We start from the raw sequence: 26,358 nt of genomic DNA on the forward strand, positions 1-26,358 counted from the left end.
ACGCTCCCCCATTGTCAGCCCTTCTCCAGGTACTGCTCCCGCTCGGTGTCCAGCAGGGCGTCCAGGGCGGTGCGCAGGCCGGGGAGACCGGTCAGCTCGGGATCGCCGGCGACGACGCGGGTGGCCTCCTCGCGGGCCTGGGCGATGACCTCCTCGTCCTCGATGACGGCGAGCATGCGCAGCGAGGAGCGCACGCCCGACTGGGCCTGGCCGAGGACGTCGCCCTCGCGGCGCTGCTCCAGGTCGATCCGGGAGAGTTCGAAGCCGTCGAGGGTGGCGGCGACGGCGCCGAGCCGGGCACGCGCCGGGCTGGCCTCGTGCATCTCGCTGACCAGCAGGCACAGGCCCGGGGCGGAGCCGCGGCCGACGCGGCCGCGCAGCTGGTGGAGCTGGGAGACGCCGAAGCGGTCGGCGTCCATGATCACCATGACGGTGGAGTTGGGGACGTTGACGCCGACCTCGATGACGGTGGTGGCGACGAGCACCTTGACCTCGCCGGCGGCGAAGCGGCGCATGACGTCGTCCTTGTCGGCGGGGTCCATCCGCCCGTGCAGGACCTCGACGCGGAGCCCGGCGAGCGGTCCCTTCGCGAGCTGCTCGGCGATCTCCAGCACGGCGAGCGGGGGGCGCTTGTCGCCGTCCTCCTCGGCGGCCTTCTTCTTCTTGGGCTCGTCCTCGCCGTCCCCGATCCGGGGGCAGACCACGTAGGCCTGGTGGCCGTTCTCGACTTCCTCACGGACGCGTTCCCAGGCCCGGGTGAGGAAGTGGGGCTTGTCCTTGGCGGGCACGACGTGGGTGGCGATCGGGGAGCGGCCGGCGGGCAGCTGGTCGAGGACGGAGGTCTCCAGGTCGCCGAAGACGGTCATCGCGACGGTGCGCGGAATGGGGGTGGCGGTCATGACGAGCAGGTGCGGGGGCTGCTTGCCCTTCGACCGCAGCGCGTCGCGCTGTTCGACGCCGAAGCGGTGCTGTTCGTCGACCACGACGAGGCCGAGGTCGTGGAACTGGACCTTGTCCTCGATGAGCGCGTGGGTGCCGATGACGATGCCCGCCTCGCCGGTGACCAGGTCGAGCAGGGCCCGGCGGCGGGCGGGCACGCCCATGGAGCCGGTGAGCAGCACCACCTTGGTGCCCTGGTCGGAGCCGCCGAGCATGCCGCCCTCGGCGAGCTCGCCCATCATCTCGGTGATGGACCGGTGGTGCTGCTGGGCGAGCACTTCGGTGGGCGCGAGCATCGCGGCCTGCCCGCCGCTGTCGACCACGGCGAGCATGGCCCGCAGGGCGACCATTGTCTTCCCACTGCCGACCTCGCCCTGGAGGAGGCGGTGCATGGGGTGGCTGGTGGCGAGGTCGTCGAAGATCTCCCGGGACACGTTCTGCTGGCCGTCGGTGAGGGTGAAGGGGAGCTTCGCGTCGAAGGAGTCGAGGAGGCCGCCCGGGGCGGGGCGGCGGGGGACGGCGGGGAGCTGGGAGTCGGCGTGGCGGCGGCGGGCGAGGGCGACCTGGAGGACGAAGGCCTCGTCCCACTTCAGGCGTTGGCGCGCGTCCTCGATGTCGGCCTTGGTGGTGGGGCGGTGGATCTTGAGGAGGGCCTCGGTGAGCGGGACGAGCCCGCGGCCCTCGCGCAGGGCGGGCGGGAGGGGGTCCACGGTCTCCTGGGCGGCGGGCAGGACCGCGTCCACGCATTTGGCGATCTTCCAGGACTCCAGCTTGGCGCAGGCCGGGTAGATCGGGATGAGCCGGTTCGCGAAGGCGGTCGCCGCGTCCCCTTCGGAGGCGTCGGCGCCGAGGAGTTCGTAGGCGGGGTGCGAGAGCTGGAGCTTGCGGTTGAACATGCCGACCTTGCCCGCGAACATGGCGCGGGTGCCGGGCAGCAGGTCCTTGTGCGGTTTGTGGACGCCCGCTCCGAAGAAGACCAGCTGGAGCCGGCCGCTGCCGTCGGTGATGGTGACTTCGAGGCGTTTGCCGCGGCCGCCGTTGAAGGTCAGGATCCGGGCGTCGGCGACCTGGGCGACGACCGTCACGTGCTCGTCGAGCTGATCGGCGAGCTCGGTCAGCGGGGTCAGCTCGCCGCGCTCGGCGTACCGCCGGGGGTAGTGGTGGAGCAGGTCCAGGGCCGTGTGCAGGCCGAGCTGCTCGGCCAGCACCTTGGCGGTGGCGGGGCCGAGGGTCTTCTTGAGGTCTTCGTCGAGCGCGGGCACGTGTTCCATTGCACACCATCGCGCTGACAAGGCCGCTATTCCACCCCGATGAGCAGTGGCGCCGAGTACCGGCCGCCCCGGTAGGTGACCGTGTCGACGGCGAGGTGCCCGTGCTGCACGTACGCCTCCAGGCGTGCGGCGAGGGCGTCGGGGACCTCGGGGCCCAGGACCAGGGTGACCAGTTCGCCGCCGGAGCCGAGCATCCGCGCCAGGACCGCCTCGGCCGTCTCGGGCAGGCCGGCGCCGATGACGGCGACGTCGCCGTCGATCAGGCCGAGCACGTCGCCGGCCTGGCAGATGCCGGCGGAGGTGAAGGACTGCCGTTCGGCGACGGCCAGTTCTCCGTAGCGGGTGGCGCCGGCGGCGGCGGTCATGGCGACGACGTCCTCGTCGAAGCTGCCGTCCGGGTCGTGCACGGCGAGGGCGGCCAGGCCCTGGACCGCGGAGCGGGTGGGGATGACGGCGACCCGTACGCCGTCGGCGCGGGCCTGTTCGGCGGCGGCCGCGGCGGCGGCCCGCAGGTCGGCGGCGCCGGGCAGCAGGACCACCTCGCGGGCGTGGGCCCGGCGGATCGCGTCGAGCAGCACGGGGACGGCCGGCGGCTCGCCGGGGCGGGCCAGTACGGCGGTGGCGCCGGCCTCGCCGCACAGTCCGGCCAGCCCCTCGCCCTGGACGACGGCGACGACGGCCCGCTGGACGCGGGGGGCCCGCGCGAGGCGGCGCTCGTCGCCGAAGTGGGTGATGCGGATCCGGTAGGGCCGTCCGGCGACCACTCCCGCCTCTACGGCCGCGCCGGGGTCGTCGACGTGGACGTGGACGTTCCACAGCATGTCGCCGCCGACCACCACCAGGGAGTCGCCGAGCGCGTCGAGGGTCGCGCGCAGCTCCCCGACCGCCTCCTCGCCGGCCTCCAGCAGGTAGACCACCTCGTAGGCGGGTCCGCCCAGCTCCTCGGCGCACGGCCGGTCGTCCCGCGGGCCGGGCACGGCCCGGCCGCGTGCCGGTTCGGCCTCGGGTTCCTGTCCGGACAGCGCCTGCCACAGGGCTCCGAGTACGGCGACCAGCCCGCAGCCCCCGGCGTCGACGACTCCGGCCCGCCCCAGCGCGGCGAGCTGGCCCGGGGTCTCGGCGAGGGCCGCGCGGGCTCCCTCGTAGGCGGCCCGCGCCACGTCGGCGGCGGTCGCGGCGGCTGCTCCGGCGGTCGCCGCGGCCCGGGCGGCGGCTCCGGCGACGGTGAGCATGGTGCCCTCGACCGGGTGCGCGACGGCCTGGTAGGCCTCCTCGGCGGCCCGGGTCAGGGCGCGGGCCAGCAGCGGGCCGCCGTCGCGGCCGTCGGGCTCGGCGCCCAGGACGTCGGCGACCCCGCGCAGCAGCTGGGCGAGGATCGTCCCGGAGTTGCCCCGGGCGCCTATGAGGGCGCCGTACGCGTAGGCCCGTACGGCCTCGGGCAGGGAGGGGGTCGCGGGTGTGCCGTCGGTCACGCGGGCGGGGGGTTCGGCGAAGGCCTCGGTCAGGGCGCGGTCCGCGGACTCGGCGGTGAGGTAGAGGTTGGTGCCGGTGTCGGCGTCCGCGACCGGGTAGACGTTGATCGCGTCGATGTCCTCGCGGGCCCGGCCCAGTGCGGCCAGGGCCAGCGAGCTCCAGGTGCGCACCGCTTCGGCGTCGAGGGTGTGCGGGCCAGGCTCGTGCGCCACCGGGCGTTCCTCCTTGTGCGGGCCAGGGTTCACCGCAGGGTAACGAAGGACGGGCCCCGGCTCGGGACCCCGGGGCGGAGCCCGCCCCCGTCATGGTAGTTTTCTTGGACCCAAGCAGTCGTTGTATGCTGCTCAGGTTGCCCGTCGAGAGTCGGGTCATTCGTCCGGCAAGCCACTTCAGATCTCTGATTCCGGTGCGCCGGATTCCACCGTAATTGCATCTGAAGTCTTGGAGTGACCTGTGGCTGCCAACTGCGACGTTTGCGCCAAGGGGCCGAGCTTCGGCAACAACATCTCCCACTCGCACCGCCGCACCTCGCGTCGCTGGAACCCGAACATCCAGCGTGTCCGTGCCGTGGTCAATGGGACGCCGAAGCGCCTCAACGCCTGCACCTCGTGCATCAAGGCCGGCAAGGTCTCGCGCTGACGCCTCCCGTCGTCGTAGCGCAGCCCTTTCCGGTTGCCAAGAAGGCCGGTTCACCTCTGGTGAACCGGCCTTTTGTCTTTCCCGGGACGGTGCGGGGAAGGGGGCGGCGAGGGTGCGGGCGCGCTCAGCGCCACTGCCAGGCGTGGTCGACGGGACCGATGCCCGCGCCGAGCGCGAAGCCGGCCGCGATGGCGCCCGTGACGTACTCCTTGGCGGCCGTGACCGCCTCCGGGACGGCGATGCCCTTGGCCAGGCCCGCCGCGACGGCGCTGGCGAGGGTGCAGCCCGTGCCGTGCGTGTGCCGGTTGTCGAAGCGGGGCGCGCGCAGCCACAGCTCCTCGGAGCCGTCGGTGAGCAGGTCCACGGCCTCACCGCCGTGGGCCGCCAGGTGGCCGCCCTTGATCAGCGCCCAGCGGGGTCCGTAGCCGAGGACGGCGTCGGCGGCCCGGCGCATGCCGTCCTCGTCGGTGACGGTCACTCCCGTGAGCTGCGCCACCTCGTCCAGGTTCGGCGTCGCCACCGTGGCCCGCGGCAGCAGTTCCAGGCGCACGGCGTCCAGCGCGGACGCGGCGAGCAGCGCGTCCCCGTGCTTGGAGACCCCGACGGGATCGACCACCACCGGGGCGTCCGTTCCGGCCAGCAGCCCGGCCACCGTTTCCACCAGCACGGCGGAGGACAGCATCCCGGTCTTGACGGCCTGGACCCCGATGTCGTCCACCACGGCCCGGTACTGGGCGGTGACGGCCTCGGCGGGCAGCTCCCAGGCCCCCCGTACGCCGAGGGAGTTCTGCGCGGTCACCGCGGTGACGACGCTCATGCCGTGCACGCCGAGGGCGAGCATGGTCTTGAGGTCGGCCTGGATGCCCGCGCCGCCGCCGGAGTCGGATCCGGCGACGGTCAGGCACAAGGGCGGGTGCGGCGCCGGCCGGCTCACTGGGACGGTCCCTCGGCGTCCGGATCGGCGCCGAAGTGGTCCCAGCCGCCGGTGCTGGTCCAGGGGGCGCCGTCCACGGTCACCTGGGGCAGCGCGGAGCGGTGCTGGACCTCCCCGATCACCTTCCAGCGGGCCGGGAGCTTCACGTCGGACGGGAAGGTCGCCACGATGGCGTGGTCCTCGCCCCCGGTCAGCACCCACTGGAGCGGGTCCACGCCGACGGCCTGGCCGATGTCGTGCATCTGGGTCGGGATGTCCACGGCCCCCGAGCGCACGTCGATGCGCACCTTGCTGGCCTCGGCGATGTGTCCGAGGTCGGCGATCAGGCCGTCGCTGACGTCGGTCATGGCGGTGGCGCCGAGTCCGGCGGCCGCGGGGCCCGCGTGGTACGGGGGCTCGGGGCGCCGGTGCGCCTCGACGAAGGCCCGCGGGGAGCGGAAGCCGCGCGAGAGCACCGCGTAGCCGGCCGCGGACCAGCCGAGCCAGCCCGTGACGGCCACGACGTCCCCGGGCCGGGCGCCGGAGCGCAGGACGGGCTCGTGGTTGCGCAGGTCGCCGAGGGCGGTGATGGAGACGGTGATGGTGTCGCCGCGCACGACGTCGCCGCCGACCACGGCCGCGCCCGCGACCTGGCATTCGTCCCGGATGCCGTCCATCAGCTCGGTGGGCCAGGTGACCGGCAGTTCCGCCGGGACGACCAGGCCCAGGAGCAGCGCGGTCGGCACCGCTCCCATGGCGGCGATGTCGGCCAGGTTCTGCGCGGCGGCCTTGCGGCCGACGTCGTAGGCCGTGGACCAGTCGCGCCGGAAGTGCCTGCCCTCCAAGAGGATGTCCGTGCTCGCCACGACCCGACGGTCGGGGGCCGACACCACCGCGGCGTCGTCGCCGGGTCCGAGCCGGACCGCCGGGGTGGTGGTGAGCCGTGAGGTGAGCTCCCGAATGAGCCCGAACTCCCCCAGCTCGCCCACAGTGCCCTTCATCGCTGTGCCCCTTCTTGGCAAGTCCGCTTGCGGTCGCGAGCCGTCACAGCTCTGGGTACCGTCAACAGATACGTCAACTTCTGCTCTCCGTGCGCCCCGCTGTGCGTGGCGCCGGGCCCACGGGTCTCCCCGCGGCGCACGGCGACGCGGTACCGTGGCGTCTCTTCCCCGGGCCCGCCCGATCTCCCTGGGCCCATCCGAAGGTTAGGGGAAATGATCCTCGTGGCCGCCCTGGAGGTTCTGTGGTACAGGCGTACATCCTCATCCAGACCGAGGTGGGCAAGGCGTCGTTCGTCGCCGAGTCCATCGGAAAGATCGCGGGGGTGATCCAGGCCGAGGACGTGACGGGTCCGTACGACGTGATCGTGCGCGCCCAGGCCGACACGGTCGACGATCTCGGCCGCATGGTGGTCGCCAAGGTCCAGCAGGTGGAGGGGATCACCCGCACCTTGACCTGCCCCGTGGTCCATCTGTAGCCCCCGTCTACTCTTGGCCGGTGATGTCACTCCACCGCCGGCCGTTCCGTCTAGCCGCCCCACTGGCCCTGCTGGCCCTCGCGGGCTGCGCCCCGGGGGATTCCGGGGCCCGGGTGGATCCGCCGCCCGCGCCGCCGGCCGACGTCGCGGGGCTCTGTGCGTCGCTGCACAAGGAGCTCCCGGAGACGGTGGCGGGACTGGCCCGGACCGCCACCGAGCCGGTGTCGGATCTGACCGCCGCGTGGGGCGGCTCGGCGATCGTACTGCGGTGCGGTATCCCCAAGCCCCCCGCGATGGCCGATCCGAAGCAGGAGGGCGTCGAGGTCAACGGCGTCGGATGGCTGTTGGAGAAGATGTCCGACGGCGGCTTCCGGTTCACCACCGGGGCACGGCTGGCGTACACGGAGGTCCGGGTCGACAAGGAGCATGCCACGGACGCGGGGATGCTGGTCGGTCTGTCCACCGCCGTGGCCAAGTCGGTGCCGGTGGGCATCTCCTCCTACTGACCCCGCCGGGCCCGCTCCCGCTCACACCGCCGCCCGTCGGCCGCCCCTCTCGGGGCGGACGGCGGGCGGTCGGCTGTACGGGGCCGGGTGCGGCTAGCGCAGCCCGGTGGAGCGGCGCAGGGCCGCCTGGAGCAGGAGGTCCACCAGCTCCTGGTACTCGATGCCCGACTCCTGCCACATCCGCGGGTACATGGAGATCGGCGTGAACCCGGGCATGGTGTTGATCTCGTTGATGACGAAGGTGCCGTCCTCGGTGAGGAAGAAGTCGGCGCGCACCAGGCCCTCGCAGGACGCGGCCTCGAAGGCCTCGATCGCGAGCCGCTGCACCTCGGCGGTCTGCTCCGGGGTGAGCGGGGCGGGCACGAGTCCGGTGGCGGAGTCGATGTACTTCGCCTCGAAGTCGTAGAAGTCGTGGCTGGAGACCGGCGGGATCTCGGCCGGGACGCTCGCGCGCGGCCCGTCCTCGAACTCCAGCACGCCGCACTCGATCTCGCGGCCCCGCAGCAGCGCCTCCACGATGACCTTCGGGTCGTGGCGGCGGGCCTCGTGGACGGCCGCTTCCAGACCGGAGGGGTCGTCGACCTTGGTGATGCCGATGGAGGAGCCGGCGCGGGCGGGCTTGATGAACAGCGGCCAGCCGTGCTCGCCCGCGAAGTCCAGGATCTTCGCCGTGGCGGCGGCCGGGTCGGCCTCCCACTCACGGGGACGGATGGTCACGTACGGGCCGACCTTCAGCCCGAAGGAGGTGAACACCCGCTTCATGTAGTCCTTGTCCTGGCCGACGGCCGAGGCGAGGACGCCCGAACCGACGTAGGGGATCCCGGACAGCTCCAGGAGGCCCTGGAGGGTGCCGTCCTCGCCGTACGGACCGTGCAGGACGGGGAAGACGACGTCGACCTCGCCCAGCGCCTTGGGGACGGCACCCGGCTCGGTGTAGACGATCTCGCGGCTGGCGGGGTCCACGGAGAGCACGACGGTGCCGTCCGGGGACTCCGCCAGGGTGTCCACGCTCGGGAGGGCGCGGTCCGCGATGGCCATGCGCTCGGGGTCGTCGGCGGTCAGGGCCCACCGGCCGTCCGTGGTGATGCCGATGGGCAGCACCTCGTACTTGGCGCGGTCGATGGAGCGCAGCACCGCGCCCGCCGTGACGACCGAAATGGCGTGTTCCGAGCTGCGGCCGCCGAACACGACGGCCACGCGGGGCTTGCGGCCCTGCTGCTCAGGGGTCTGGGGGAGGTTCTCGCTGCTCATATCGCCACGAGGGTACCCGCTCACACGTCCGGAAAGGACTCAGCGGCGTTCCGGTTTCGCGCTGCGCCCCATCAGTTCCTTCAGCGCGACCAGCGGGGGCTTGCCGTGGTGCACGATGTCGACCACCGTGTCGGTGATCGGCATGTCCACCCCGTACCGGCCGGCCAGATCCGCCACGGACTGGCAGGACTTGACGCCCTCGGCGGTCTGCCTGGTGACCGCGATGGTCTCCTCCAGGGTCATCCCGCGGCCCAGGTTGGTGCCGAAGGTGTGGTTCCGGGAGAGCGGCGAGGAGCAGGTGGCGACCAGGTCGCCGAGGCCCGCGAGGCCGGAGAAGGTGAGCGGGTCGGCGCCCATGGCGTGGCCCAGGCGGGTGGCTTCGGCCAGGCCGCGGGTGATGAGGGAGCCCTTGGTGTTGTCGCCCAGGCCCATGCCGTCCGCGATCCCGACGGCGAGGCCGATGACGTTCTTGACGGCGCCGCCGAGCTCGCAGCCGATGACGTCGGTGCTCGTGTACGGGCGGAAGTACGCGGTGTGGCAGGCGGCCTGGAGGCGCCGGGCCACGGCCTCGTCCACGCAGGCGACGACCGAGGCGGCGGGCTGGCGGGCGACGATCTCGCGGGCCAGGTTGGGCCCGGTGACCACGGCGACGCGCTCGGCGGGGACCTTGGCCACCTCTTCGATGACCTCGCTCATCCGCTTGGCGGTGCCGAGTTCGATGCCCTTCATCAGGGAGACGAGCACGGCGTCGGCGGGCAGCAGCGGGGCCCACGCGGCGAGGTTGGCGCGAAGGGTCTGCGAGGGGATGGCCAGGACGGCGAAGTCCGCGTCGCGGGCGGCCTCGGCCGCGTCGGTGGTGGCGCGGAGGTTCGCGGGCAGTTCGACACCGGGGAAGTAGTCCGGGTTGGTCCGGCCGGTGTTGATGGCGTCGGCGAGCTCCTGGCGGCGGCCCCACAGGGTCACCTCGCAGCCGGCGTCGGCGAGCACCATGCCGAAGGCCGTGCCCCAGGAGCCCGTTCCGAAGACGGCCGCCTTCACGGGACGTGTCACTTGTCGCCCTCCCCCGCGGCGTTGCGCCGCTGCTCCGCCCTGGCCTTGCGGTGGTCGTACGGCTGCGCCGGCGCGTTCTGCCCGCGCAGTTCCTCCAGGAGCCCGGTGATGTCGGCCATGATGGCCTCGGTGGCCCCCTTGAGGACATCCGGAGTGGGTTCCCGGTCGTAGTAGGCCGAGAGGTCCACGGGCGGTCCCGCGAGCACCTGGAGGGTCTTGCGGGGGAACAGGCGGACCTTGTTCTCCTTGGCGTAGGGCGGCATCGCGAGGTTCGCGCCCCACTGGGCCACCGGAATGACCGGGGCCTTGGTGATCAGCGCCACGCGGGCGACACCGGTCTTGCCGGCCATCGGCCACATCTCGGGATCGCGGGTGAGGGTGCCCTCCGGGTAAAAGGCCACGCATTCACCGCGCTCGACGGCGTCGACGGCCGCCCGGAATGCGTCCAGGGCGTTCGTGGTCTCCCGGTAGACGGGGATCTGTCCGGAGCCGTGGAGGATCATGCCGACAAAAGGCACCTTGAAGAGTCCGGCCTTGGCGAGCAATCGGGGCACCCGGCCGGTGTTGTACTGGAAGTGCGCGTAGGAGAGCGGGTCCAGATACGAGTTGTGATTGACGGCGGTGATAAATCCGCCATCAGCCGGAATGTGCTCCATTCCCCGCCAGTCCCGCTTGAAGAGCACTACCAGCGGCGGTTTTGCGATGACCGCCGCCAGGCGGTACCAGAAGCCGATTCTGCGGCGGGACACTCGGACACCTTCCTCTAGGACCGGTGCGTGGCTTGGGCACCTTCTGGGCCGGACAAGTGTCGCTTCGGGTCCGGTCCCTGTCGAGGACACCGTACGCCCCGCTCGCACCACCGGGCCCCCCTGTGGCCGGTCGGGGGCGACAATGGGCCGACCGGGGGCCGGGCGACGGCCCGCCGATGGCCGGGGCGGGTGCGGGAGCGCACCGGAGGGAAGGGGTCGGTCACGAACGCCGTGTGGAGTCTGGTGGTGCCGCTGAAGCCCTTGGCACTGGCCAAGAGCCGTCTGGCGGCGGCCGTCGGCGCGTCCCGCCCGGGGCTGGCGCTGGCCTTCGCCCAGGACACCGTGGCCGGGGCCCTGGCCTGCGCCTCGGTCGCGGATGTGGTGGTCGTCACGGACGACGTCCTGGCGGGTGCGGAACTGGCCAGGCTGGGTGCGCGGATCCTTCCCGACGCCCCCGGGGCCGGGCTCAACGCCGCCCTGGACCACGGGGCGCGGGCGGTGCGCGCGGGGCGGCCCGGGACCGCGGTGGCGGCGATCAACGCGGACCTGCCCGCCCTGCGGCCACCGGAATTGCTACGCGTGCTCGATACGGCCACGGCATTTCCGCGGGCATTTCTGGCGGATGCGGCCGGAATCGGTACGACGCTGCTTTGCGCCGGCCCGGACGTGGAATTGGCACCCTCGTTCGGCGGCCCCTCCCGGGCCCGTCATTCGGCCTCGGGGGCGGTGGAGATCTCGCTGACGGACGTCGAGAGCGTCCGCCGGGACGTGGACACCGCGGCGGACCTGCGTACGGCCCTCGCCCTCGGCGTGGGCCGGCACACGGCCCGATACAGTGCCCGTATGCAGGCGACCGCGTACACGTACGACTCCCGGACCCACAGCGGCAGTGTGCTGCTGGACGACGGCACCCCGGTGCCCTTCGAGGCCGCGGCCTTCGAGGCGGGCGGCCTGCTGCTGCTGCGCCCGGGGCAGCGCGTACGGATCGAGACGGACGGCGAGGGCCCGGCCCTGCGCATCACCCTGGTCACCCTGCAGACCTTCTGACCTGCACAAACCCCGGGCGAGCGGCCCGGGACCACGCACCGCGGGCCGGCTTCCCCCCTGGTGGGGAAACCGGCCCGGCGTGTGTGACTCGTGCCCCTTACTTCTTGCGGGCGGTGGTCTTCTTCGCGGTGGTCTTGCGCGCCGTCGCCTTCTTCGTGGCGGGCGCCTTGGTCGCCGGTGCGGCCTTCTTGGCCGCCGGGGCGGTCTTCTTGGCGGCGGCCGTGGTCTTCTTCGCCGCGGTCGCCTTGACGGCGGTGGTCTTCTTGGCCGCCGGGGCGGCCTTCTTGGCCACCGCGGTCGTCTTCTTCGCCGTCGCGGTGGTCTTCTTGGCGGCGGCCGTGGTCTTCTTCGCGGTCGCCGTGGTCTTCTTCGCGACCGCGGTCTTGGCCGCCGCCTTCCTGGCGGTGGTGGCCTTCTTGGCCGCGGCCTTCTTGACCGTCGCGGACGCCGAGGCACCGCCCGACAGGCTGCCCTTCGGCGCCTTCTTCACCGACACCTCGCCGCCCTTGGGGAGCTTCTTGGTGCCGCTGACCAGGTCCTTGAAGCCCTGACCCGCACGGAAACGGGGAACCGAGGTCTTCTTGACCCGGACGCGCTCACCCGTCTGCGGGTTGCGGGCGTAGCGGGCGGGCCGCTCCACCTTCTCGAACGAGCCGAAGCCCGTGACCGAGACCCGGTCGCCCGCGACGACCGCGCGGACGATCGCGTCGAGTACCGCGTCGACAGCGTCCGCGGCCTGCTGGCGGCCGCCAACCTTGTCGGCAATCGCTTCTACGAGCTGCGCCTTGTTCACGTCTTCCCCTTCGGAGACTTCGCCAGAACGAATGTGTTCAAGCTTATTTCGCACGTTAGGCGGATATATACCGCAAATCAAACACGAAACGGGCTAATCACCCTAGTGCCGCAACGATGTAGGCCGTTACGGAGTTCCTTCGCATCAGTCGCCTTCAGGGAATCGACCCTCGTCGAGGTCCTTCATCAACCTGTCCAGGCGCCTTGCCGCATCGACGAGATCGTGCTTCGACGCCGCAGTGACGACCAACAGCTTCCGGGACAGCGCCATCCTTACGCCCTCCGGGACTTGCAGTGTGCGCACCCTTGCGTGTGCTTCTTTCAACCGGTCCGCGACGAGTTCGTAGAGGTGCAGTTGACTGTCGCGTTCCATGCACAGATTGTGCCATCTGGGGCGAGTTGTCGCCTCACGGGGCCTCAACATACGGCTGTGCCCCCCGCCGGAAGGCGGGGGGCACAGTGTTGCCGATGTGATCACCCAAGGGTGAATAAGCGCTGATCAGGCAGGAATCAAGCCCGAATCGTGCGCGGCTTGAAGGCCGGGCGGGTGCTTTCGTAAGCGTCGATGTCCGCTTCGTTCTGAAGGGTGAGCGAGATGTCGTCCAGCCCCTCCAGCAGACGCCAGCGGGCGTTGTCGTCGAGTTCGAACTCCGCCTCGACGCCCTCGGCTCGGACCTTGCGGTCCACCAGGTCGACGGTGATTTCGGCGGTGGGGTCGGCCTCGGTCAGCTCCCAGAGCCGCTCGACGGTCTCCTGGGGCAGGACGACCGTCAGCAGACCGTTCTTCAGCGAGTTGCCGCGGAAGATGTCGGCGAAGCGCGAGGAGATGACGGTCTTGAAGCCGAAGTTCTGCAGGGCCCAGACGGCGTGCTCGCGCGAGGAACCGGTGCCGAAGTCGGGACCGGCGACCAGCACCGTGGCGCCGGCGCGCTCCGGACGGTTCGTGACGAACTCCGGGTCCTTGCGCCAGGCCTCGAAGAGCCCGTCCTCGAACCCGTCGCGGGTGATCTTCTTCAGCCAGTGGGCCGGGATGATCTGGTCGGTGTCGACGTTGCTGCGGCGCAGCGGGACGGCCCGGCCGGTGTGGGTGGTGAAGGCTTCCATGGTTCAGACTCCGGCGGTCGCGGTGGCGTCGGACAGGTCGGCGGGCGAGGCCAGGTGGCCCAGCACCGCGGTGGCGGCGGCCACCTGCGGGGAGACCAGGTGGGTCCGTCCGCCCTTGCCCTGCCGGCCTTCGAAGTTGCGGTTGGAGGTGGACGCGGAACGCTCACCCGGAGCCAGTTGGTCGGGGTTCATGCCCAGGCACATCGAGCAGCCCGCGTGCCGCCATTCGGCGCCGGCGTCCTTGAAGACCTTGTCCAGGCCCTCTTCCACGGCCTGGAGGGCGACCCGGACCGAGCCCGGGACGACCAGCATCCGTACGCCGTCGGCGACTTTGCGGCCCTCGATGATCCCGGCGACGGCCCGCAGGTCCTCGATGCGGCCGTTGGTGCAGGAACCTACGAAGACCGTGTCGACACGGATCTCGCGCAGCGGCTGCCCGGCGGTCAACCCCATGTACTCCAGGGCCTTTTCGGCGGCCAGGCGCTCCGAAGCGTCCTCGTACGAAGCCGGGTCGGGGACGGTGGCCGACAGCGGCGCGCCCTGGCCCGGGTTGGTGCCCCAGGTGACGAACGGGGACAGCGAAGCGCCGTCGATGACGACCTCCGCGTCGAAGACCGCGTCGTCGTCGGTGCGCAGCGTCTTCCAGTACGCGACCGCCGCGTCCCAGTCCTCGCCCACGGGGGCGTGGTCACGGCCCTGGAGGTAGTCGAAGGTGGTCCGGTCGGGGGCGATCATGCCCGCGCGGGCGCCGGCCTCGATCGACATGTTGCAGATGGTCATGCGGGCTTCCATCGAGAGCTTCTCGACGGCCTCGCCCCGGTACTCCAGGATGTAGCCCTGGCCGCCGCCGGTGCCGATCTTGGCGATGATCGCCAGGATCAGGTCCTTCGCGGTGACGCCCTCGGCCAGCTCGCCGGTGACGGTGATCGCCATCGTCTTCGGGCGGGCCAGCGGCAGCGTCTGGGTGGCCAGCACGTGCTCGACCTGGCTGGTGCCGATGCCGAAGGCCAGCGCGCCGAAGGCGCCGTGGGTGGAGGTGTGCGAGTCGCCGCAGACCACCGTGGTGCCGGGCTGGGTCAGGCCCAGCTGCGGCCCCACGACGTGGACGACACCCTGCTCCACGTCACCCAGCGAGTGCAGACGGACACCGAACTCGGCGCAGTTCGCCCGCAGCGTCTCCAGCTGGGCGCGGGAGACCGGGTCCGCGATCGGCTTGTCGATGTCGAGCGTGGGGGTGTTGTGGTCCTCGGTCGCGATGGTGAGGTCGAGGCGTCGGACCTTGCGGCCGGCCTGGCGCAGGCCTTCGAAGGCCTGCGGGCTGGTCACCTCGTGCAGCAGGTGGAGATCAATGAAGAGGAGATCGGGCTCGCCCTCGGCGCGCCGGACGACATGGTCGTCCCAGACCTTCTCCGCGAGTGTCCTACCCATCGCTTTCCCTCCGGCCGGCCGGTTGTGCCGGCGCTTATTAGAGATCTGTAGCGCCTGATCGCCCGCTACCCCACAGTGCGGAACGACGGCTCGGACCCAGTGGTTCGTGGACCCGCACATACAGACTCGCTGGTTCTTGGAAAAATTGAACTTGCGTTTCACAGTGTGAGACGTGAATATCGTTTCATGGACAACTCTAGCGGCGTCGGCGTTCTCGACAAGGCAGCTCTGGTACTGAGCGCACTGGAGTCCGGTCCGGCCACCCTCGCCGGGCTGGTCGCGGCGACAGGGCTCGCACGACCCACGGCACATCGCCTCGCCGTGGCACTGGAACACCACCGGATGGTGGCGAGGGACATGCAGGGCCGGTTCATCCTCGGCCCGCGGCTGGCAGAGCTTGCCGCCGCGGCCGGCGAGGACCGCCTGCTGGCGACGGCCGGACCGGTGCTCACGCACCTCCGTGACGTGACGGGCGAGAGCGCGCAGCTCTACCGTCGTCAGGGCGACATGCGCATCTGCGTGGCGGCCGCCGAGCGGCTGTCGGGCCTGCGGGACACCGTCCCGGTGGGCTCCACGCTCCCCATGAAGGCCGGATCGGCCGCACAGATCCTGATGGCCTGGGAGGAGCCCGAACGGCTCCACCGGGGCCTGCAGGGCGCGCGCTTCACGGCCACGGCCCTGTCCGGCGTACGGCGCCGCGGCTGGGCCCAGTCGATCGGCGAGCGGGAGCCCGGCGTGGCCTCCGTCTCGGCACCGGTGCGCGGGCCGTCGAACCGCGTGGTGGCCTCCGTATCGGTCTCCGGGCCGATCGAGCGCCTGACCCGGCACCCCGGGCGCATGCACGCCCAGGCCGTCATCGACGCGGCCGCCCGTCTGACGGAGGCCCTGCGCCGCTCCGGCTGAGCACCTCCCCGGTCACAGACCTCCCACCACCCCCGGGGTCCGGGGGCGCGAACGACGCCGCACACGTCCGAACTCGCGCCTCCGGGCCCGTACTTGCATGCCGGGCCGGCCCACTCGGGCTCCGGCCGGAAACAGCGAAGAGGCCCTCCGCGATGAACGCGGAGGGCCTCTCCTGTACGTACCCCCGACCGGATTCGAACCGGCGCTACCGCCTTGAGAGGGCGGCGTGCTAGGCCGCTACACAACGGGGGCTAGCTTTACTGCGGTACTGCGCTGGGCTACCAGGACTCGAACCTAGAATAAGGGAACCAGAAACCCTCGTGTTGCCAATTACACTATAGCCCAAAGGTCTAGACCGGCTAGACACTGTACCCCCGACCGGATTCGAACCGGCGCTACCGCCTTGAGAGGGCGGCGTGCTAGGCCGCTACACAACGGGGGCCCTAGCGATCCTGCATCAAGACGTCCGGGTGCGACCCTGGAGATCTCGCGGGAAGGATCTGTACCCCCGACCGGATTCGAACCGGCGCTACCGCCTTGAGAGGGCGGCGTGCTAGGCCGCTACACAACGGGGGCAAAGCACTGCGTTACTGCTGCACTGCGCTGGGCTACCAGGACTCGAACCTAGAATAAGGGAACCAGAAACCCTCGTGTTGCCAATTACACTATAGCCCACCGAACTTCAACCCCCTGGGGGGCTTTCGTTTGGTTAGCGCCTCCGTTTCCGGCCTTTCGGCCCGCTCCGGCGGCGCAGAAAGAACATTACCGGATGCCTGACCGTGCTCCAAAACGGGTATCTGCTGCCAGCAACTCCGGCAGCCGGTCGAGTCCGGCGATCCGGTGCACGCCGGCCGGACCGGGCCCGCGCCCTCCGTCCCGGTCGAGCCAGACCGCCTTCAGACCCGCGTCACGGGCGCCCCGCGCGTCGATCTCCGGCTGGTCGCCCACGTACGCCACCTCGCCCGCCGGCAGCCCCAGGGCCGCGCAGGCGGCGAGGAAGGCGGCGGCGTCGGGCTTGCTGACGCCCAGCTCGGCGGCGCAGACGAGCACCTCGAAGCGGTCCCGCACCCCGAGGTGGCGCAGCTTGGGGTCCTGGTTGGCGGCGGAGGAGTTGGAGAGCACCCCGTGCCGGTAGTCACCGGCCAGGGCGTCCAGTACGGGCACGACGTCCGGGAACAGCATCCAGGCGGCCTTGTAGTGCTCGACGTAGCGGTCGAACCAGGCATCGGCCCGCTCGTCGCTCAGGCCGGGGGAATCGAGGAAGTCCCGCACCCGGTCCTGGCGCTGGCCCTGGAAGGTGACCTCGGCGGCCGCGAAGCGCGCCCAGTGCGCCTCCGTGACCCGCCGCCACAGGGCCAGGGCCTCCTCGGGGGTCCCGTAGCGCTCCCCCAGCCCCTCGTCGACGAGGTGCCGCGCCAGGCCCGCGGAATCGGCACCCGTGTAGTCGAAGAGGGTGTCGTCGATGTCCCACAGCACGGCGCGGATCGGCATGGGGGCGAGCCTACGCCGCGGCGTCCTCCCGCGTGGGCACGACGAAGAAGTCCGTCACGAAACAGGTGACCTCGCCGTCGGCGGCCCGGCCGACCCAGGTCGGGTAGTGGCCGTCGCCCCAGCCGGAGCCGAAGGCCACGATGTTGTGGCCGTGCTCACCCCCGACCAGGTACGGGCCGGGTCCGTGGCCGGCCCCTTCGAAGGCGTCCCAGAGGGGGCCCTCGTCGCCCTCGCACTCCGGGAAGGAGTCGTCGGCGGCCCTGTCGTAGAAGCAGCCGGCGCCCGCGTCCACGCCGTATCCGAAGAACTCCCCGTCACCGAGCCCCGACACGTCCTGCCCCTCGGTCACGGCCTGTTCCCAGCTCACCGTCGCCGTGTCCCGGATCACCAGCCGGGCGGCGGCCGTACGCAGGTGCGGGCGGCCGCCGGGGTCCGCGCCGGGAGTGACGAGGGTGGCTATCGCCGTCTCCGCGCGGTAGCGGCCGGGCGCCACCCGGGTGGTGAACGGCTTGATCCATCCCCCGCCGAGGCCGATGAAGGGGTCGCAGGCGATCACCTCTCCGCTCGGGAGCCACAGCTCGCCGGCCACGGCCACCGCGAGGGTGCCGCTCTCCCCGCTCTCGTAGACGAAGGAGTGGCCCGGGGTGAAGTAGCGGTCGAAGTCGGGAGCGGTCATCGGCATGGTGCGGCCTTCCGGGGAGTGCGTGATCAACTGCACGCACCTTAGGGCCGGCCGCCGACAACGCCGAAAGGGGCGGCGGCCGGAAGGCCACCGCCCCTTTCACGGGGTGCGGATCAGGCGGCGAGCTTCGCCAGCGCCGCGTCGATGCGCGCCAGCGAGCGCTCCCGGCCCAGGATCTCCAGGGACTCGAAGAGCGGCAGGCCGACCGTGCGGCCGGTGACGGCCACGCGGACGGGGGCCTGCGCCTTGCCGAGCTTGAGGCCGTGGGCCTCGCCGGCGGTCAGGACGGCCTGCTTGAGGGACTCCGGGTCCGACCAGTCGGCGCCGGCCAGGTTCTCGCGGGCGGTGGTCAGCAGGGCCGCGGGCTCGCCCTTCATGGCCTTGTCCCACGACGCCTGGTCCTCGACCGGGTCCTTCAGGAACAGGAAGTCGACGTTCGCGGTGATGTCCGACAGGACGGTCACGCGGGTCTGGGCGTGCGGGGCGATGCGCGCCCAGGCCTCGGCGTCGAAGTCCTCGGGGGCCCAGTTGGCGTGCGGGGCCGCGAGCCAGGGCGCGCAGGCGTCCGCGAAGGCCTTCGGGTCGAGGCGGCGGATGTGGTCGGCGTTGATCGCCTCGCACTTCTTGAGGTCGAAGCGCGCCGGGTTGGCGTTGACGTCCGGGATGTCGAACTTCGCCACCATCTCCTCGATGGAGAAGATGTCCTGGTCCTTGGAGAAGGACCAGCCCAGGAGCGAGAGGTAGTTCAGCAGGCCCTCGGGCAGGAAGCCGCGCTCGCGGTAGAGGTTGAGCGAGGACTCCGGGTCGCGCTTGGAGAGCTTCTTGTTGCCCTCGCCCATGACGTACGGCAGGTGGCCGAACTCGGGGACGGCCTTGGCGACGCCCAGCTCGATCAGCGCCTTGTAGAGGGCGATCTGGCGGGGGGTGGAGGACAGCAGGTCCTCGCCGCGCAGGACGTGCGTGATCTCCATCAGCGCGTCGTCGACCGGGTTGACCAGCGTGTACAGCGGGGCGCCGTTCGCGCGGACGATGCCGAAGTCCGGCACGTTCTCCGGAGTGAAGGAGAGCTCGCCGCGGACCAGGTCCGTGAAGGTGATGGTCTCGTCGGGCATCCGGAAGCGGACGATCGAGCTGCGGCCCTCGGCCTCGTACGCGGCCTTCTGCTCGGCGGAGAGGTCGCGGCACTGGCCGTCGTAGCCGGAGGGGCGGCCGGCCGCGCGGGCGGCGTCGCGGCGCGCGTCGAGCTCCTCGGTGGTGCAGTAGCAGTGGTAGGCGTAGCCGCCGTCCTGGAGCTTGCGCGCCACGTCCGCGTAGATGTCCATGCGCTGGGACTGGCGGTACGGGGCGTGCGGGCCGCCCACCTCGGGACCCTCGTCCCAGGTGAAGCCGAGCCAGCGCAGCGAGTCGAGCAGCTGGACGTACGACTCCTCGGAGTCGCGCGCCGCGTCGGTGTCCTCGATGCGGAAGACGAACGTACCGCCGTGGTGGCGGGCGAACGCCCAGTTGAAGAGGGCGGTGCGGACCAGGCCCACGTGGGGGTTGCCGGTCGGGGAGGGACAGAAACGTACGCGGACGTTCGCGTTAGCCACGCTTGATCACCTTGTTGGTGAGAGTGCCGATGCCTTCGATGGTGACGGCGACCTCGTCGCCGACGTTGAGGGGGCCGACTCCGGCCGGGGTCCCCGTGAGGATGACGTCGCCCGGGAGCAGGGTCATGGCCTCGCTGATGTGCACGATCAGGTCCTCGACGGAGCGGACCATGTCGCTGGTGCTGCCGAGCTGGCGCTGTTCGCCGTTGACGGTGCACTGGACGGCCAGGCCCGCGGCGATCGCCGCCGGGTCGAGGCCGGTCTCGATCCAGGGGCCGAGGGGGCAGGCGCTGTCGAAGCCCTTGGCCCGGGCCCACTGCTTCTCCCGCTGCTGGACGTCGCGCGCGGTGACGTCGTTGGCGCAGGTGTAGCCGAGGATCACGTCCTTGACGCGCTCCTTGGGGACCTCCCGGCACATGCGGCCGATGACCACGGCGAGCTCCGCCTCGTGGTGGAGGTCCTGGGAGAAGGAGGGGTACGTGATCGGGTCGCCCGGGCCGACCACCGAGGTGGAGGGCTTGAAGAAGGTGATCGGAGCCTCGGGCACCTCGTTGCCCAGCTCCGCCGCGTGCTCCGCGTAGTTGCGGCCGACGGCCACGACCTTGTTCGGGAGCACGGGCGGCAGCAGCCGGACCTTGCTCAGCGGGACCTTCGTGCCCGAGAGCTCGAAGTCCGCGAAGGGGATGCCCTTGATGATGTCGAGGACGAGCTCCGACCCGTCGCCGGGGGCGGCGTCGCCCTCGACCGCGCCGAAGGCGACGTTGCCGTCGATCGAGAACCTGGCGATGCGCACGTGTTGCGTCTGCCCCTCTTGTATTTCCGCTGGCTGGAGTCTGCGGACTCCAGGCTAACGCGGTGGGCGGCGGCGCTCCGCGTCCTCGCGCGGGGCCGCTACTGCGCGGCGGCGACCGGCGCGTCCATCAGGACGGTGCGGCGGGGGTTCGCGGTCTGGGCCGGCAGCTCGACGGAGTGCTCCGGGGTGGCCGGGGCCGCCTGCATTTCCTCGGCGTCCTTGAGGTGCGCGAGGGTCGTGCGGCGGGGGTTGGCTATGTTGCGGAACATCATCGTCGTCTTCATCGGAGTTTCGGGCCCTCGGCTCGCTCGTGGGGTGAGGGTTGTCGGATGCGCCGGGTGGGGCGCCAACCCTTTAAAAGGCAAGGCTAAACATCTGAATCCCCGACCGAACCAGGAAGTAATGGCCACCAGCGTGTGAGTTTCCTCACCAATGAAGGGGCATTCCGGGCATAATGGTCAGTCAATTCCGCCCGACGAAACGGACATTGCGCCACTGAATCTGCTATTCCGCTCCTGATCATCAGGACTGGGACACCTTGCCAGAGGCAAGCTTTGATTGGCGTAAGTCCGATTCATCCCGATAGCTGTTGTACGTCGCGTAGCCCGTCCATCACGTGCCGTGACCGGCTCGCCGGGGCGACACGCGCACCTTGTTGGAGATCCCCCACTGTGCTGGAATTCGCGGGACCGCCGCGGGTATCAGCCGGCGCGCAGGTGGCGCGAGAGAGCGCCGAGCGCGGTGGCAAGGAGAGGGAGACGCGCCGGTCACCGACGACCACCATGGGGCCGTCAGTGCCCCACGACTCGACACCGTCCCACCGCTCATCCGGCGGGACGCCTGGTCCAGAGGTTGCGACGCTAGTGCAGGGACGATTCAAGAGGGATGGCAGCGCTGCGGCGGAGCAGGAGCCGCGCGGCGGGACCGACCGTGGCTCCTCGCCCCAGCACGCCCAGAACCGCGGGCCGGCTGTCGAAGGAGCGGGCCCCGACGCCCCGGCTTCGGTGAAGGCGAAGGGCCGCGGCAAGTCCGGGAAGGCCGGCAAGGTCGCCAAGGCCGGCCGGGCCAAGGGCAAGAGCGAGTCCGCAGAGCCCGACGAGGCGATACCGAAGGCCCCGCCCGGGCCCGGTTCCCGTCTGGCCATGCAGAACTGGCGCATCAGCACGCGACTGGTGTCGCTGCTGACGCTGCCCGTCGTCGCCGCCACCACGCTCGGTGGTTTCCGCATCAACGACTCGATGAACGACATCGCGCAGCTGGAGCACATGCAGCTGCTGACGACGATGACCCGGCAGGCCACCAACCTGGCCGCCATGCTCCAGGAAGAGCGCGACAAGTCGGCCGGCCCGCTGTCGCAGACCAAGGACGGCAAGGCCAACAGCCTCGTCCAGGGCGTCCGCGACCAGACCGACGCCGCCGCCAAGTCCTTCGCCTCCGCGACCGACAAGGTCGACAACGCGCAGGACAAGGACGAGACCCTCAAGTCGATCCGCAACAACATCCTGCAGATCGGCCGCCAGCTCACCGGCATCGAGGACATCCGCAAGAAGGCGTACGTCAACGGCGCCCAGCAGACCGTCACCGAGTACAACTCGCTGATCGTCTCGCTGCTCTCGCTCTCGCAGGACATGGCCCAGGCCACCTCCAGCCCCGAGATGATCAAGCGCACCCGCGCCCTGGCCGCGTTCTCCGCCGCCAAGGAGTACGCCTCCATCCAGCGCGCGATCATCGCCGCCTCGCTCCCCGAGAGCGGCGACAAGCCGGGCAAGCTGGAGGAGAACGACCGCCTCTACGCCCTCTCCGCGCTGCGCGGCGAGAGCCAGCAGAAGAAGACCTTCGAGCTCGTCTACCAGGGCAAGCCCGAGGAACTCCTCGCGGCGCTCGGCGACGGCAACACGGAGATCGGCACCGCCGACCACTACGCCCGCCGCGTGCTGAGCACCCAGGGGCAGTTCGGCAAGGAGAAGAACCGGTCCTGGATGGACTGGTACGACGCCGACGACACCAAGCTCCAGGCGATGAAGGTCATCGAGCTCACCCTGCTCGAAGACATGGAGCAGAAGGCCCGCGAGCTCAAGAACGAGTCGCAGCAGGACGCCATCATCAACGGTGCCCTGATCCTCCTCGTCCTCGGCGTCTCGCTCGTCGGCGCCTTCATCATGGCCCGGTCCATGATCCGCTCGCTGCGCCGTCTGCAGGACACCGCGACGCGCGTCGCCCAGGACCGCCTGCCCGAGCTCGTCAAGCAGCTCTCGGAGTCGGACCCGCAGGACGTGGACACCTCCGTGGAGTCCGTCGGCCTCCACACCCGCGACGAGATCGGCCAGGTGGCCGCGGCCTTCGACGACGTGCACCGCGAGGCCGTCCGCCTCGCCGCCGAGCAGGCCCTCCTCCGGGGCAACGTCAACGCGATGTTCACCAACCTCTCGCGCCGCTCCCAGGGCCTCATCCAGCGTCAGCTCTCGCTCATCTCCGAACTGGAGTCGCGCGAGGCCGACCCGGACCAGCTGTCCTCCCTCTTCAAGCTCGACCACCTCGCGACCCGCATGCGCCGTAACGGCGAAAACCTCCTCGTCCTCGCGGGTGAGGAGCCGGGCCGCCGGTGGACCCGCCCCGTCCCGCTCGTCGACGTGCTCCGCGCCGCGGCGTCCGAGGTGGAGCAGTACGAGCGCATCGAACTCGCGTCGGTGCCCGGCACCGACGTCGCCGGCCGCGTCGTCAACGACCTCGTGCACCTCCTCGCCGAGCTGCTGGAGAACGCCACCTCGTTCTCCTCCCCGCAGACCAAGGTCAAGGTCACCGGTCACGCGCTGCCCGACGGGCGCGTGCTCGTCGAGATCCACGACACCGGCATCGGCCTCTCCCCCGAGGACCTCGCCGCGATCAACGAGCGGCTCGCGTCGCCGCCGACCGTGGACGTCTCCGTCTCCCGCCGCATGGGACTCTTCGTGGTCGGCCGCCTGTCCCTGCGACACGGCATCCGCATCCAGCTGCGCCCCTCCGACTCGGGCGGTACGACGGCCCTCGTCATGCTCCCGGTGGACGTCGCCCAGGGCGGCAAGAAGCCGGCTCCGATGCCGGGCCAGGGCGGCCCCACGGGCGCTCAGGGCGGTCCCGCGGGCGGTCAGGGCGGTCAGGGCGCTCCCGGTGGGCAGGCTTCCGTGCCCGGCGCGGGCGCACGTCCCGCCGTCGGCGCCGGCCAGCAGCGCGGCCAGGTCCAGGGCGGCGGCCAGCGTGCCGCCCTGCCCGGACGTGACGGCGCGCCGGGCCAGCAGCAGCGTCCGCAGCAGGGCGGCCCGGGGCAGCGTCCCCAGGGCGGTCCCGGCGGCGCGACGGGCCAGGGCCAGGGTGCCTTCGGCTCCGGGGCTCCGATGCCCGCCCGCGGTCAGGGCGGCAACCAGGGCGGCGGCCTCCTCTCGGGCGGCCCGCAGGCCCGTCCGGCCGGAATGCCGCAGCAGCCCGCGCCCGGCGGGTTCCCGCAGGGCAACGGTTTCGAGCGGCCGCAGCAGCCCCAGTCCCAGCAGCAGCCGGGCCAGTACGGGCAGCAGCCCCAGCAGGGCCAGCCCCAGCAGCCGGGCCAGTACGGGCAGCAGGGTCAGCAGGGTCAGCAGGGTCAGCAGCAGCCTGGGCAGCAGTCGGCCCAGAAGGCTCCGGTCCAGCGCCGCCGTCCGCAGCTGCCGCCGCGCGGCGGCGCCCCCCGCCCGGAGCTTCCGGGTGCCGGCGCCTCTCCGGCCGGGCTCCCGCAGACCACCAGCTGGGGTGTGGGGCAGAACGGCCAGGAGGTCCCGCGCGGTCACGACGAGCTGTCGGGCCCCGGCTCCACGGCCGAGTTCGCCCGTCCGGACTTCAACGCCCCGCGCCCGCAGGACGCCGGCCCGAACCAGACCGGCCAGTTCGAGCGCCCGCAGCAGGGCGGTCCGCTGGACCCGGCCTCCACCGGCCAGTTCGAGCGCCCGCAGCAGGGCGGTCCGCTGGACCCGGCCTCCACCGGCCAGTTCGCCCGCCCCGGCGGCCCCGGTGCCGGCGGCTACGGCGAACAGCGTCCGCCGGCGCAGCAGCAGGGCGGCTACGCCCCGGCCCCGCGCGCCGAGGCTCCGCAGCTGCCGCAGGCCCACCAGCCGGAGGCGCTGCCGCCGGCCCCCTCGCAGAACACCGGCGAGCTGCGCAGCCCGATCTTCGACACACTGGAGTCGAACTGGTTCCCGCAGGAGGCCGCGCAGTCCTCCGGGCAGGCGCCGGCCGTAACCCAGCAGCCCCGGCAGTCCGGGCCGCAGCACGGCCAGGAGCACGCGGCCGAGCCCGCCACGGCGGTCACCGGCAGCACGCCGACGGTCAGCTGGCGGTCCTCCCCCAACGACGAGCTGATGCGTCAGGCGGAGCGGGTGCGTCAGCCCGCCGCCGGCGGCATCACCACCTCGGGGCTGCCCCGCCGGGTGCCGCGGGCGAACCTCGTGGCCGGTACCGCCCAGCAGCAGGCCGAGGCCCAGGCGGGCCCGCAGGTCTCGCGTGCCCCGGACGACGTCCGCGGGCGCCTCACCAACCTCCGACGCGGTATCCAGCAGGGGCGTCAGGCCGGCACCGCCGGCCCCGCGACCGGCAGTTACCACGTCGACCCCACTTACCAGCAGGAGCGATAGTTGAGTTCGATGAGCCAGGCGGCACAGAACCTGAACTGGTTGATCACCAACTTCGTGGACAACACCCCTGGGGTGTCCCACACCGTGGTGGTCTCCGCCGACGGACTCCTTCTGGCGATGTCCGAAGGATTCCCCCGTGACCGCGCCGATCAGCTGGCGGCCGTGGCCTCCGGTCTGACCTCGCTGACCGCCGGGGCCTCCCGGATCTTCGAGGGCGGCGCCGTCAACCAGACCGTGGTCGAGATGGACCGGGGATTCCTCTTCCTCATGTCCGTCTCCGACGGATCCTCGCTGGCCGTTCTCGCGCACCCCGAGTGCGACATCGGCCTCGTGGGCTACGAGATGGCCCTCCTCGTGGACCGCGCCGGCAGCGTCCTCACCCCGGACCTGCGCGCGGAGCTTCAGGGAAGCCTGCTCATCTGACTCGCACACTCCCGGCCGGACGGTACTTCCGGCCGGGGGACCGGGACTCCGCTCCCGGAAACCAGTACCCCCGTCAGGCCGTCATCACGTCCCCCCACCGGCCGCCCCGTCAGACGGCACGCTGACCACTGCTGTCCAGCCCGGAGGATCAATGACCCCGCCCCCCGCCTATCCCGACGCGTACGGAGACTCGTACTCGGAAGGCGACCAGCCGCTGGTGCGTCCGTACGCGATGACCGGCGGCCGTACCCGGCCGCGCTACCAGCTCGCCATCGAGGCGCTGGTCAGCACCACGGCCGATCCGATGCACCTCTCCACCCTGCTCCCGGAGCACCAGCGCATCTGCACCTTGTGCCGTGAGGTGAAGTCGGTCGCGGAGGTCTCCGCACTGCTGTCGATGCCGCTCGGTGTCGCCCGGATCCTCGTGGCCGACCTGGCCGAGGCCGGAATGGTGGCCATCCACCAGCCGGGCAATGGAGAGGCCGGCGGAACGCCGGATGTAACGCTGCTCGAGAGGGTTCTCAGTGGACTTCGCAAGCTCTGACGCCGGAGCGGCTCCCCGCTCCACCACCTCCGCGAAGATCGTGGTGGCGGGCGGCTTCGGCGTGGGCAAGACCACGTTCGTCGGCGCGGTCTCCGAGATCAACCCGCTGCGCACCGAGGCCGTGATGACGTCCGCGAGCGCGGGCATCGACGACCTCACGCACACCGGTGACAAGACGACCACCACGGTCGCCATGGACTTCGGCCGCATCACCCTGGACCAGGACCTGATCCTGTACCTCTTCGGTACGCCCGGTCAGGACCGCTTCTGGTTCATGTGGGACGACCTGGTCCGCGGCGCGATCGGTGCCATCGTCCTCGTCGACACGCGCCGTCTCGCGGACTGCTTCCCGGCCGTGGACTACTTCGAGAACAGCGGCCTGCCGTTCGTCGTGGCGCTCAACGGCTTCGAGGGGCACCAGCCGTACACGCCGGAGGAGGTCCGCGAGGCCCTCCAGATCGGGCCCGACGCCCCGATCATCACCACCGACGCCCGCCACCGCGCGGACGCCAAGAGCGCGCTCATCACGCTCGTCGAGCACGCCCTGATGGCCCGGCTCAAGTAACACGGTTTCGAGGTCGATTCGCCAGGGCGGGCTGTGTCATCCGACACGGCCCGCCCCTGTCGTTCATAACGTTTCGACAGAGAATTGCCGCC

The 26,358-nt window shown here is 71.4% G+C and carries 24 protein-coding genes, 5 tRNA genes and 1 pseudogene; 9 read left to right on the forward strand and 21 right to left on the reverse strand.

Annotated features, from left to right (window positions below):
* Positions 1-14: 14 nt before the first annotated feature.
* Both recG and AB4039_RS03360 read right to left on the reverse strand, forming a co-directional pair.
* Positions 15-2,210, reverse strand: a complete 2,196-nt coding sequence (gene recG, locus AB4039_RS03355; RefSeq protein ID WP_266842564.1) for an ATP-dependent DNA helicase RecG — start codon at positions 2,208-2,210, stop codon at positions 15-17.
* Between the two features lie 26 nt (positions 2,211-2,236).
* Complete coding sequence (locus AB4039_RS03360; RefSeq protein WP_266842562.1) at positions 2,237-3,895, reverse strand: DAK2 domain-containing protein; 1,659 nt, start codon at positions 3,893-3,895, stop codon at positions 2,237-2,239.
* Positions 3,896-4,136: 241 nt separating this feature from the next.
* Here AB4039_RS03360 and rpmB point away from each other — a divergent pair, with 241 nt between their 5' ends.
* Complete coding sequence (rpmB, locus tag AB4039_RS03365; RefSeq protein WP_007266795.1) at positions 4,137-4,322, forward strand: 50S ribosomal protein L28; 186 nt, start codon at positions 4,137-4,139, stop codon at positions 4,320-4,322.
* 124 nt (positions 4,323-4,446) lie between these two features.
* Here rpmB and thiD read toward each other — a convergent pair whose 3' ends face one another.
* Together thiD and AB4039_RS03375 are read right to left on the reverse strand one after the other, a co-directional pair.
* Complete coding sequence (gene thiD / locus AB4039_RS03370; RefSeq protein WP_266842560.1) at positions 4,447-5,256, reverse strand: bifunctional hydroxymethylpyrimidine kinase/phosphomethylpyrimidine kinase; 810 nt, start codon at positions 5,254-5,256, stop codon at positions 4,447-4,449.
* Positions 5,253-6,236, reverse strand: coding sequence for a thiamine-phosphate kinase (locus AB4039_RS03375; protein ID WP_266842558.1), 984 nt, complete (start codon positions 6,234-6,236; stop codon positions 5,253-5,255). The genes thiD and AB4039_RS03375 overlap by 4 nt, the downstream gene beginning before the upstream one ends.
* A 242-nt stretch (positions 6,237-6,478) precedes the next feature.
* On the opposite strand from AB4039_RS03375, the gene AB4039_RS03380 reads away from it, so the two are divergent.
* Both AB4039_RS03380 and AB4039_RS03385 read left to right on the forward strand, forming a co-directional pair.
* Positions 6,479-6,712, forward strand: a complete 234-nt coding sequence (locus AB4039_RS03380) for an Lrp/AsnC ligand binding domain-containing protein (RefSeq protein WP_030227340.1) — start codon at positions 6,479-6,481, stop codon at positions 6,710-6,712.
* A gap of 23 nt (positions 6,713-6,735) precedes the next feature.
* On the forward strand, positions 6,736-7,218 hold the full coding sequence (locus tag AB4039_RS03385) for a DUF3515 domain-containing protein (protein WP_266844064.1): 483 nt from the start codon (positions 6,736-6,738) through the stop codon (positions 7,216-7,218).
* Between the two features lie 93 nt (positions 7,219-7,311).
* Here AB4039_RS03385 and AB4039_RS03390 read toward each other — a convergent pair whose 3' ends face one another.
* The 3 genes from AB4039_RS03390 to AB4039_RS03400 are packed head-to-tail and all read right to left on the reverse strand — an operon-like array spanning position 7,312 to position 10,268.
* The gene (locus tag AB4039_RS03390) at positions 7,312-8,469 is read right to left on the reverse strand and encodes a D-alanine--D-alanine ligase family protein (protein WP_442269925.1); all 1,158 of its coding nucleotides are present in this window, start codon (positions 8,467-8,469) and stop codon (positions 7,312-7,314) included.
* Between the two features lie 39 nt (positions 8,470-8,508).
* The gene (locus AB4039_RS03395; protein ID WP_266842555.1) at positions 8,509-9,519 is read right to left on the reverse strand and encodes an NAD(P)H-dependent glycerol-3-phosphate dehydrogenase; all 1,011 of its coding nucleotides are present in this window, start codon (positions 9,517-9,519) and stop codon (positions 8,509-8,511) included.
* Positions 9,516-10,268 carry a lysophospholipid acyltransferase family protein gene (locus tag AB4039_RS03400; protein ID WP_266842554.1) on the reverse strand — a complete coding sequence of 251 codons (753 nt, stop codon included), beginning with the start codon at positions 10,266-10,268 and terminating at the stop codon, positions 9,516-9,518. The genes AB4039_RS03395 and AB4039_RS03400 overlap by 4 nt, the downstream gene beginning before the upstream one ends.
* A gap of 189 nt (positions 10,269-10,457) precedes the next feature.
* Here AB4039_RS03400 and cofC point away from each other — a divergent pair.
* Positions 10,458-11,108 (forward strand): annotated as a pseudogene (gene cofC / locus AB4039_RS03405) (2-phospho-L-lactate guanylyltransferase); the annotation flags it as partial.
* Between the two features lie 304 nt (positions 11,109-11,412).
* On the opposite strand, the gene AB4039_RS03410 reads toward cofC, so the two are convergent.
* The 4 genes from AB4039_RS03410 to leuC all read right to left on the reverse strand — a co-directional run bounded on the left by AB4039_RS03410 (position 11,413) and on the right by leuC (position 14,639).
* Complete coding sequence (locus AB4039_RS03410) at positions 11,413-12,108, reverse strand: HU family DNA-binding protein (protein ID WP_266842552.1); 696 nt, start codon at positions 12,106-12,108, stop codon at positions 11,413-11,415.
* Positions 12,109-12,252: 144 nt separating this feature from the next.
* Positions 12,253-12,480, reverse strand: coding sequence for a hypothetical protein (locus tag AB4039_RS03415; RefSeq protein ID WP_030227330.1), 228 nt, complete (start codon positions 12,478-12,480; stop codon positions 12,253-12,255).
* Between the two features lie 137 nt (positions 12,481-12,617).
* On the reverse strand, positions 12,618-13,211 hold the full coding sequence (leuD, locus tag AB4039_RS03420) for a 3-isopropylmalate dehydratase small subunit (RefSeq protein WP_030227329.1): 594 nt from the start codon (positions 13,209-13,211) through the stop codon (positions 12,618-12,620).
* 3 nt (positions 13,212-13,214) lie between these two features.
* On the reverse strand, positions 13,215-14,639 hold the full coding sequence (leuC, locus tag AB4039_RS03425) for a 3-isopropylmalate dehydratase large subunit (protein ID WP_266842549.1): 1,425 nt from the start codon (positions 14,637-14,639) through the stop codon (positions 13,215-13,217).
* Positions 14,640-14,825: 186 nt separating this feature from the next.
* Between leuC and ndgR the strand changes: the two genes are divergently transcribed.
* Positions 14,826-15,542: an IclR family transcriptional regulator NdgR gene (gene ndgR, locus AB4039_RS03430; protein ID WP_007266782.1), complete on the forward strand. Its 717-nt coding sequence runs from the start codon at positions 14,826-14,828 to the stop codon at positions 15,540-15,542.
* Positions 15,543-15,721: 179 nt separating this feature from the next.
* Here ndgR and AB4039_RS03435 read toward each other — a convergent pair.
* The 10 genes from AB4039_RS03435 to AB4039_RS03480 form a co-directional block, all read right to left on the reverse strand.
* A tRNA-Glu gene (locus tag AB4039_RS03435) sits at positions 15,722-15,794 on the reverse strand.
* A 21-nt stretch (positions 15,795-15,815) separates the two neighbouring features.
* Positions 15,816-15,887, reverse strand: a tRNA-Gln gene (locus tag AB4039_RS03440).
* A gap of 24 nt (positions 15,888-15,911) precedes the next feature.
* Positions 15,912-15,984, reverse strand: a tRNA-Glu gene (locus tag AB4039_RS03445).
* 61 nt (positions 15,985-16,045) lie between these two features.
* Positions 16,046-16,118 (reverse strand) — tRNA-Glu (locus AB4039_RS03450).
* A gap of 27 nt (positions 16,119-16,145) precedes the next feature.
* Positions 16,146-16,217: transfer RNA gene (locus tag AB4039_RS03455), tRNA-Gln, on the reverse strand.
* Between the two features lie 87 nt (positions 16,218-16,304).
* A complete protein-coding gene (locus AB4039_RS03460; protein WP_266842547.1) occupies positions 16,305-17,033 on the reverse strand; it encodes an HAD family hydrolase in 729 nt (242 codons plus the stop codon).
* A gap of 10 nt (positions 17,034-17,043) precedes the next feature.
* Positions 17,044-17,715: a DUF4241 domain-containing protein gene (locus AB4039_RS03465; protein WP_266844063.1), complete on the reverse strand. Its 672-nt coding sequence runs from the start codon at positions 17,713-17,715 to the stop codon at positions 17,044-17,046.
* 113 nt (positions 17,716-17,828) lie between these two features.
* Complete coding sequence (gene gltX / locus AB4039_RS03470) at positions 17,829-19,304, reverse strand: glutamate--tRNA ligase (protein ID WP_266842545.1); 1,476 nt, start codon at positions 19,302-19,304, stop codon at positions 17,829-17,831.
* Complete coding sequence (locus AB4039_RS03475) at positions 19,297-20,097, reverse strand: fumarylacetoacetate hydrolase family protein (protein ID WP_266842543.1); 801 nt, start codon at positions 20,095-20,097, stop codon at positions 19,297-19,299. The genes gltX and AB4039_RS03475 overlap by 8 nt, the downstream gene beginning before the upstream one ends.
* Before the next feature lie 98 nt (positions 20,098-20,195).
* On the reverse strand, positions 20,196-20,381 hold the full coding sequence (locus AB4039_RS03480; protein WP_266842541.1) for a hypothetical protein: 186 nt from the start codon (positions 20,379-20,381) through the stop codon (positions 20,196-20,198).
* A 579-nt stretch (positions 20,382-20,960) separates the two neighbouring features.
* Between AB4039_RS03480 and AB4039_RS03485 the strand changes: the two genes are divergently transcribed.
* The 4 genes from AB4039_RS03485 (at position 20,961) to AB4039_RS03500 (ending at position 26,266) form a co-directional block, all read left to right on the forward strand.
* Complete coding sequence (locus AB4039_RS03485) at positions 20,961-24,734, forward strand: nitrate- and nitrite sensing domain-containing protein (RefSeq protein ID WP_442269926.1); 3,774 nt, start codon at positions 20,961-20,963, stop codon at positions 24,732-24,734.
* Positions 24,735-24,743: 9 nt separating this feature from the next.
* Complete coding sequence (locus AB4039_RS03490) at positions 24,744-25,157, forward strand: roadblock/LC7 domain-containing protein (protein ID WP_008739864.1); 414 nt, start codon at positions 24,744-24,746, stop codon at positions 25,155-25,157.
* Positions 25,158-25,308: 151 nt separating this feature from the next.
* On the forward strand, positions 25,309-25,701 hold the full coding sequence (locus tag AB4039_RS03495; RefSeq protein ID WP_030227311.1) for a DUF742 domain-containing protein: 393 nt from the start codon (positions 25,309-25,311) through the stop codon (positions 25,699-25,701).
* Positions 25,682-26,266 carry a GTP-binding protein gene (locus AB4039_RS03500; RefSeq protein ID WP_100660867.1) on the forward strand — a complete coding sequence of 195 codons (585 nt, stop codon included), beginning with the start codon at positions 25,682-25,684 and terminating at the stop codon, positions 26,264-26,266. The genes AB4039_RS03495 and AB4039_RS03500 overlap by 20 nt, the downstream gene beginning before the upstream one ends.
* Positions 26,267-26,358 lie beyond the last annotated feature (92 nt).

Origin of the sequence: Streptomyces sp. M-16 (genome assembly GCF_052114405.1) — a bacterium.
Taxonomy (GTDB): domain Bacteria; phylum Actinomycetota; class Actinomycetes; order Streptomycetales; family Streptomycetaceae; genus Streptomyces.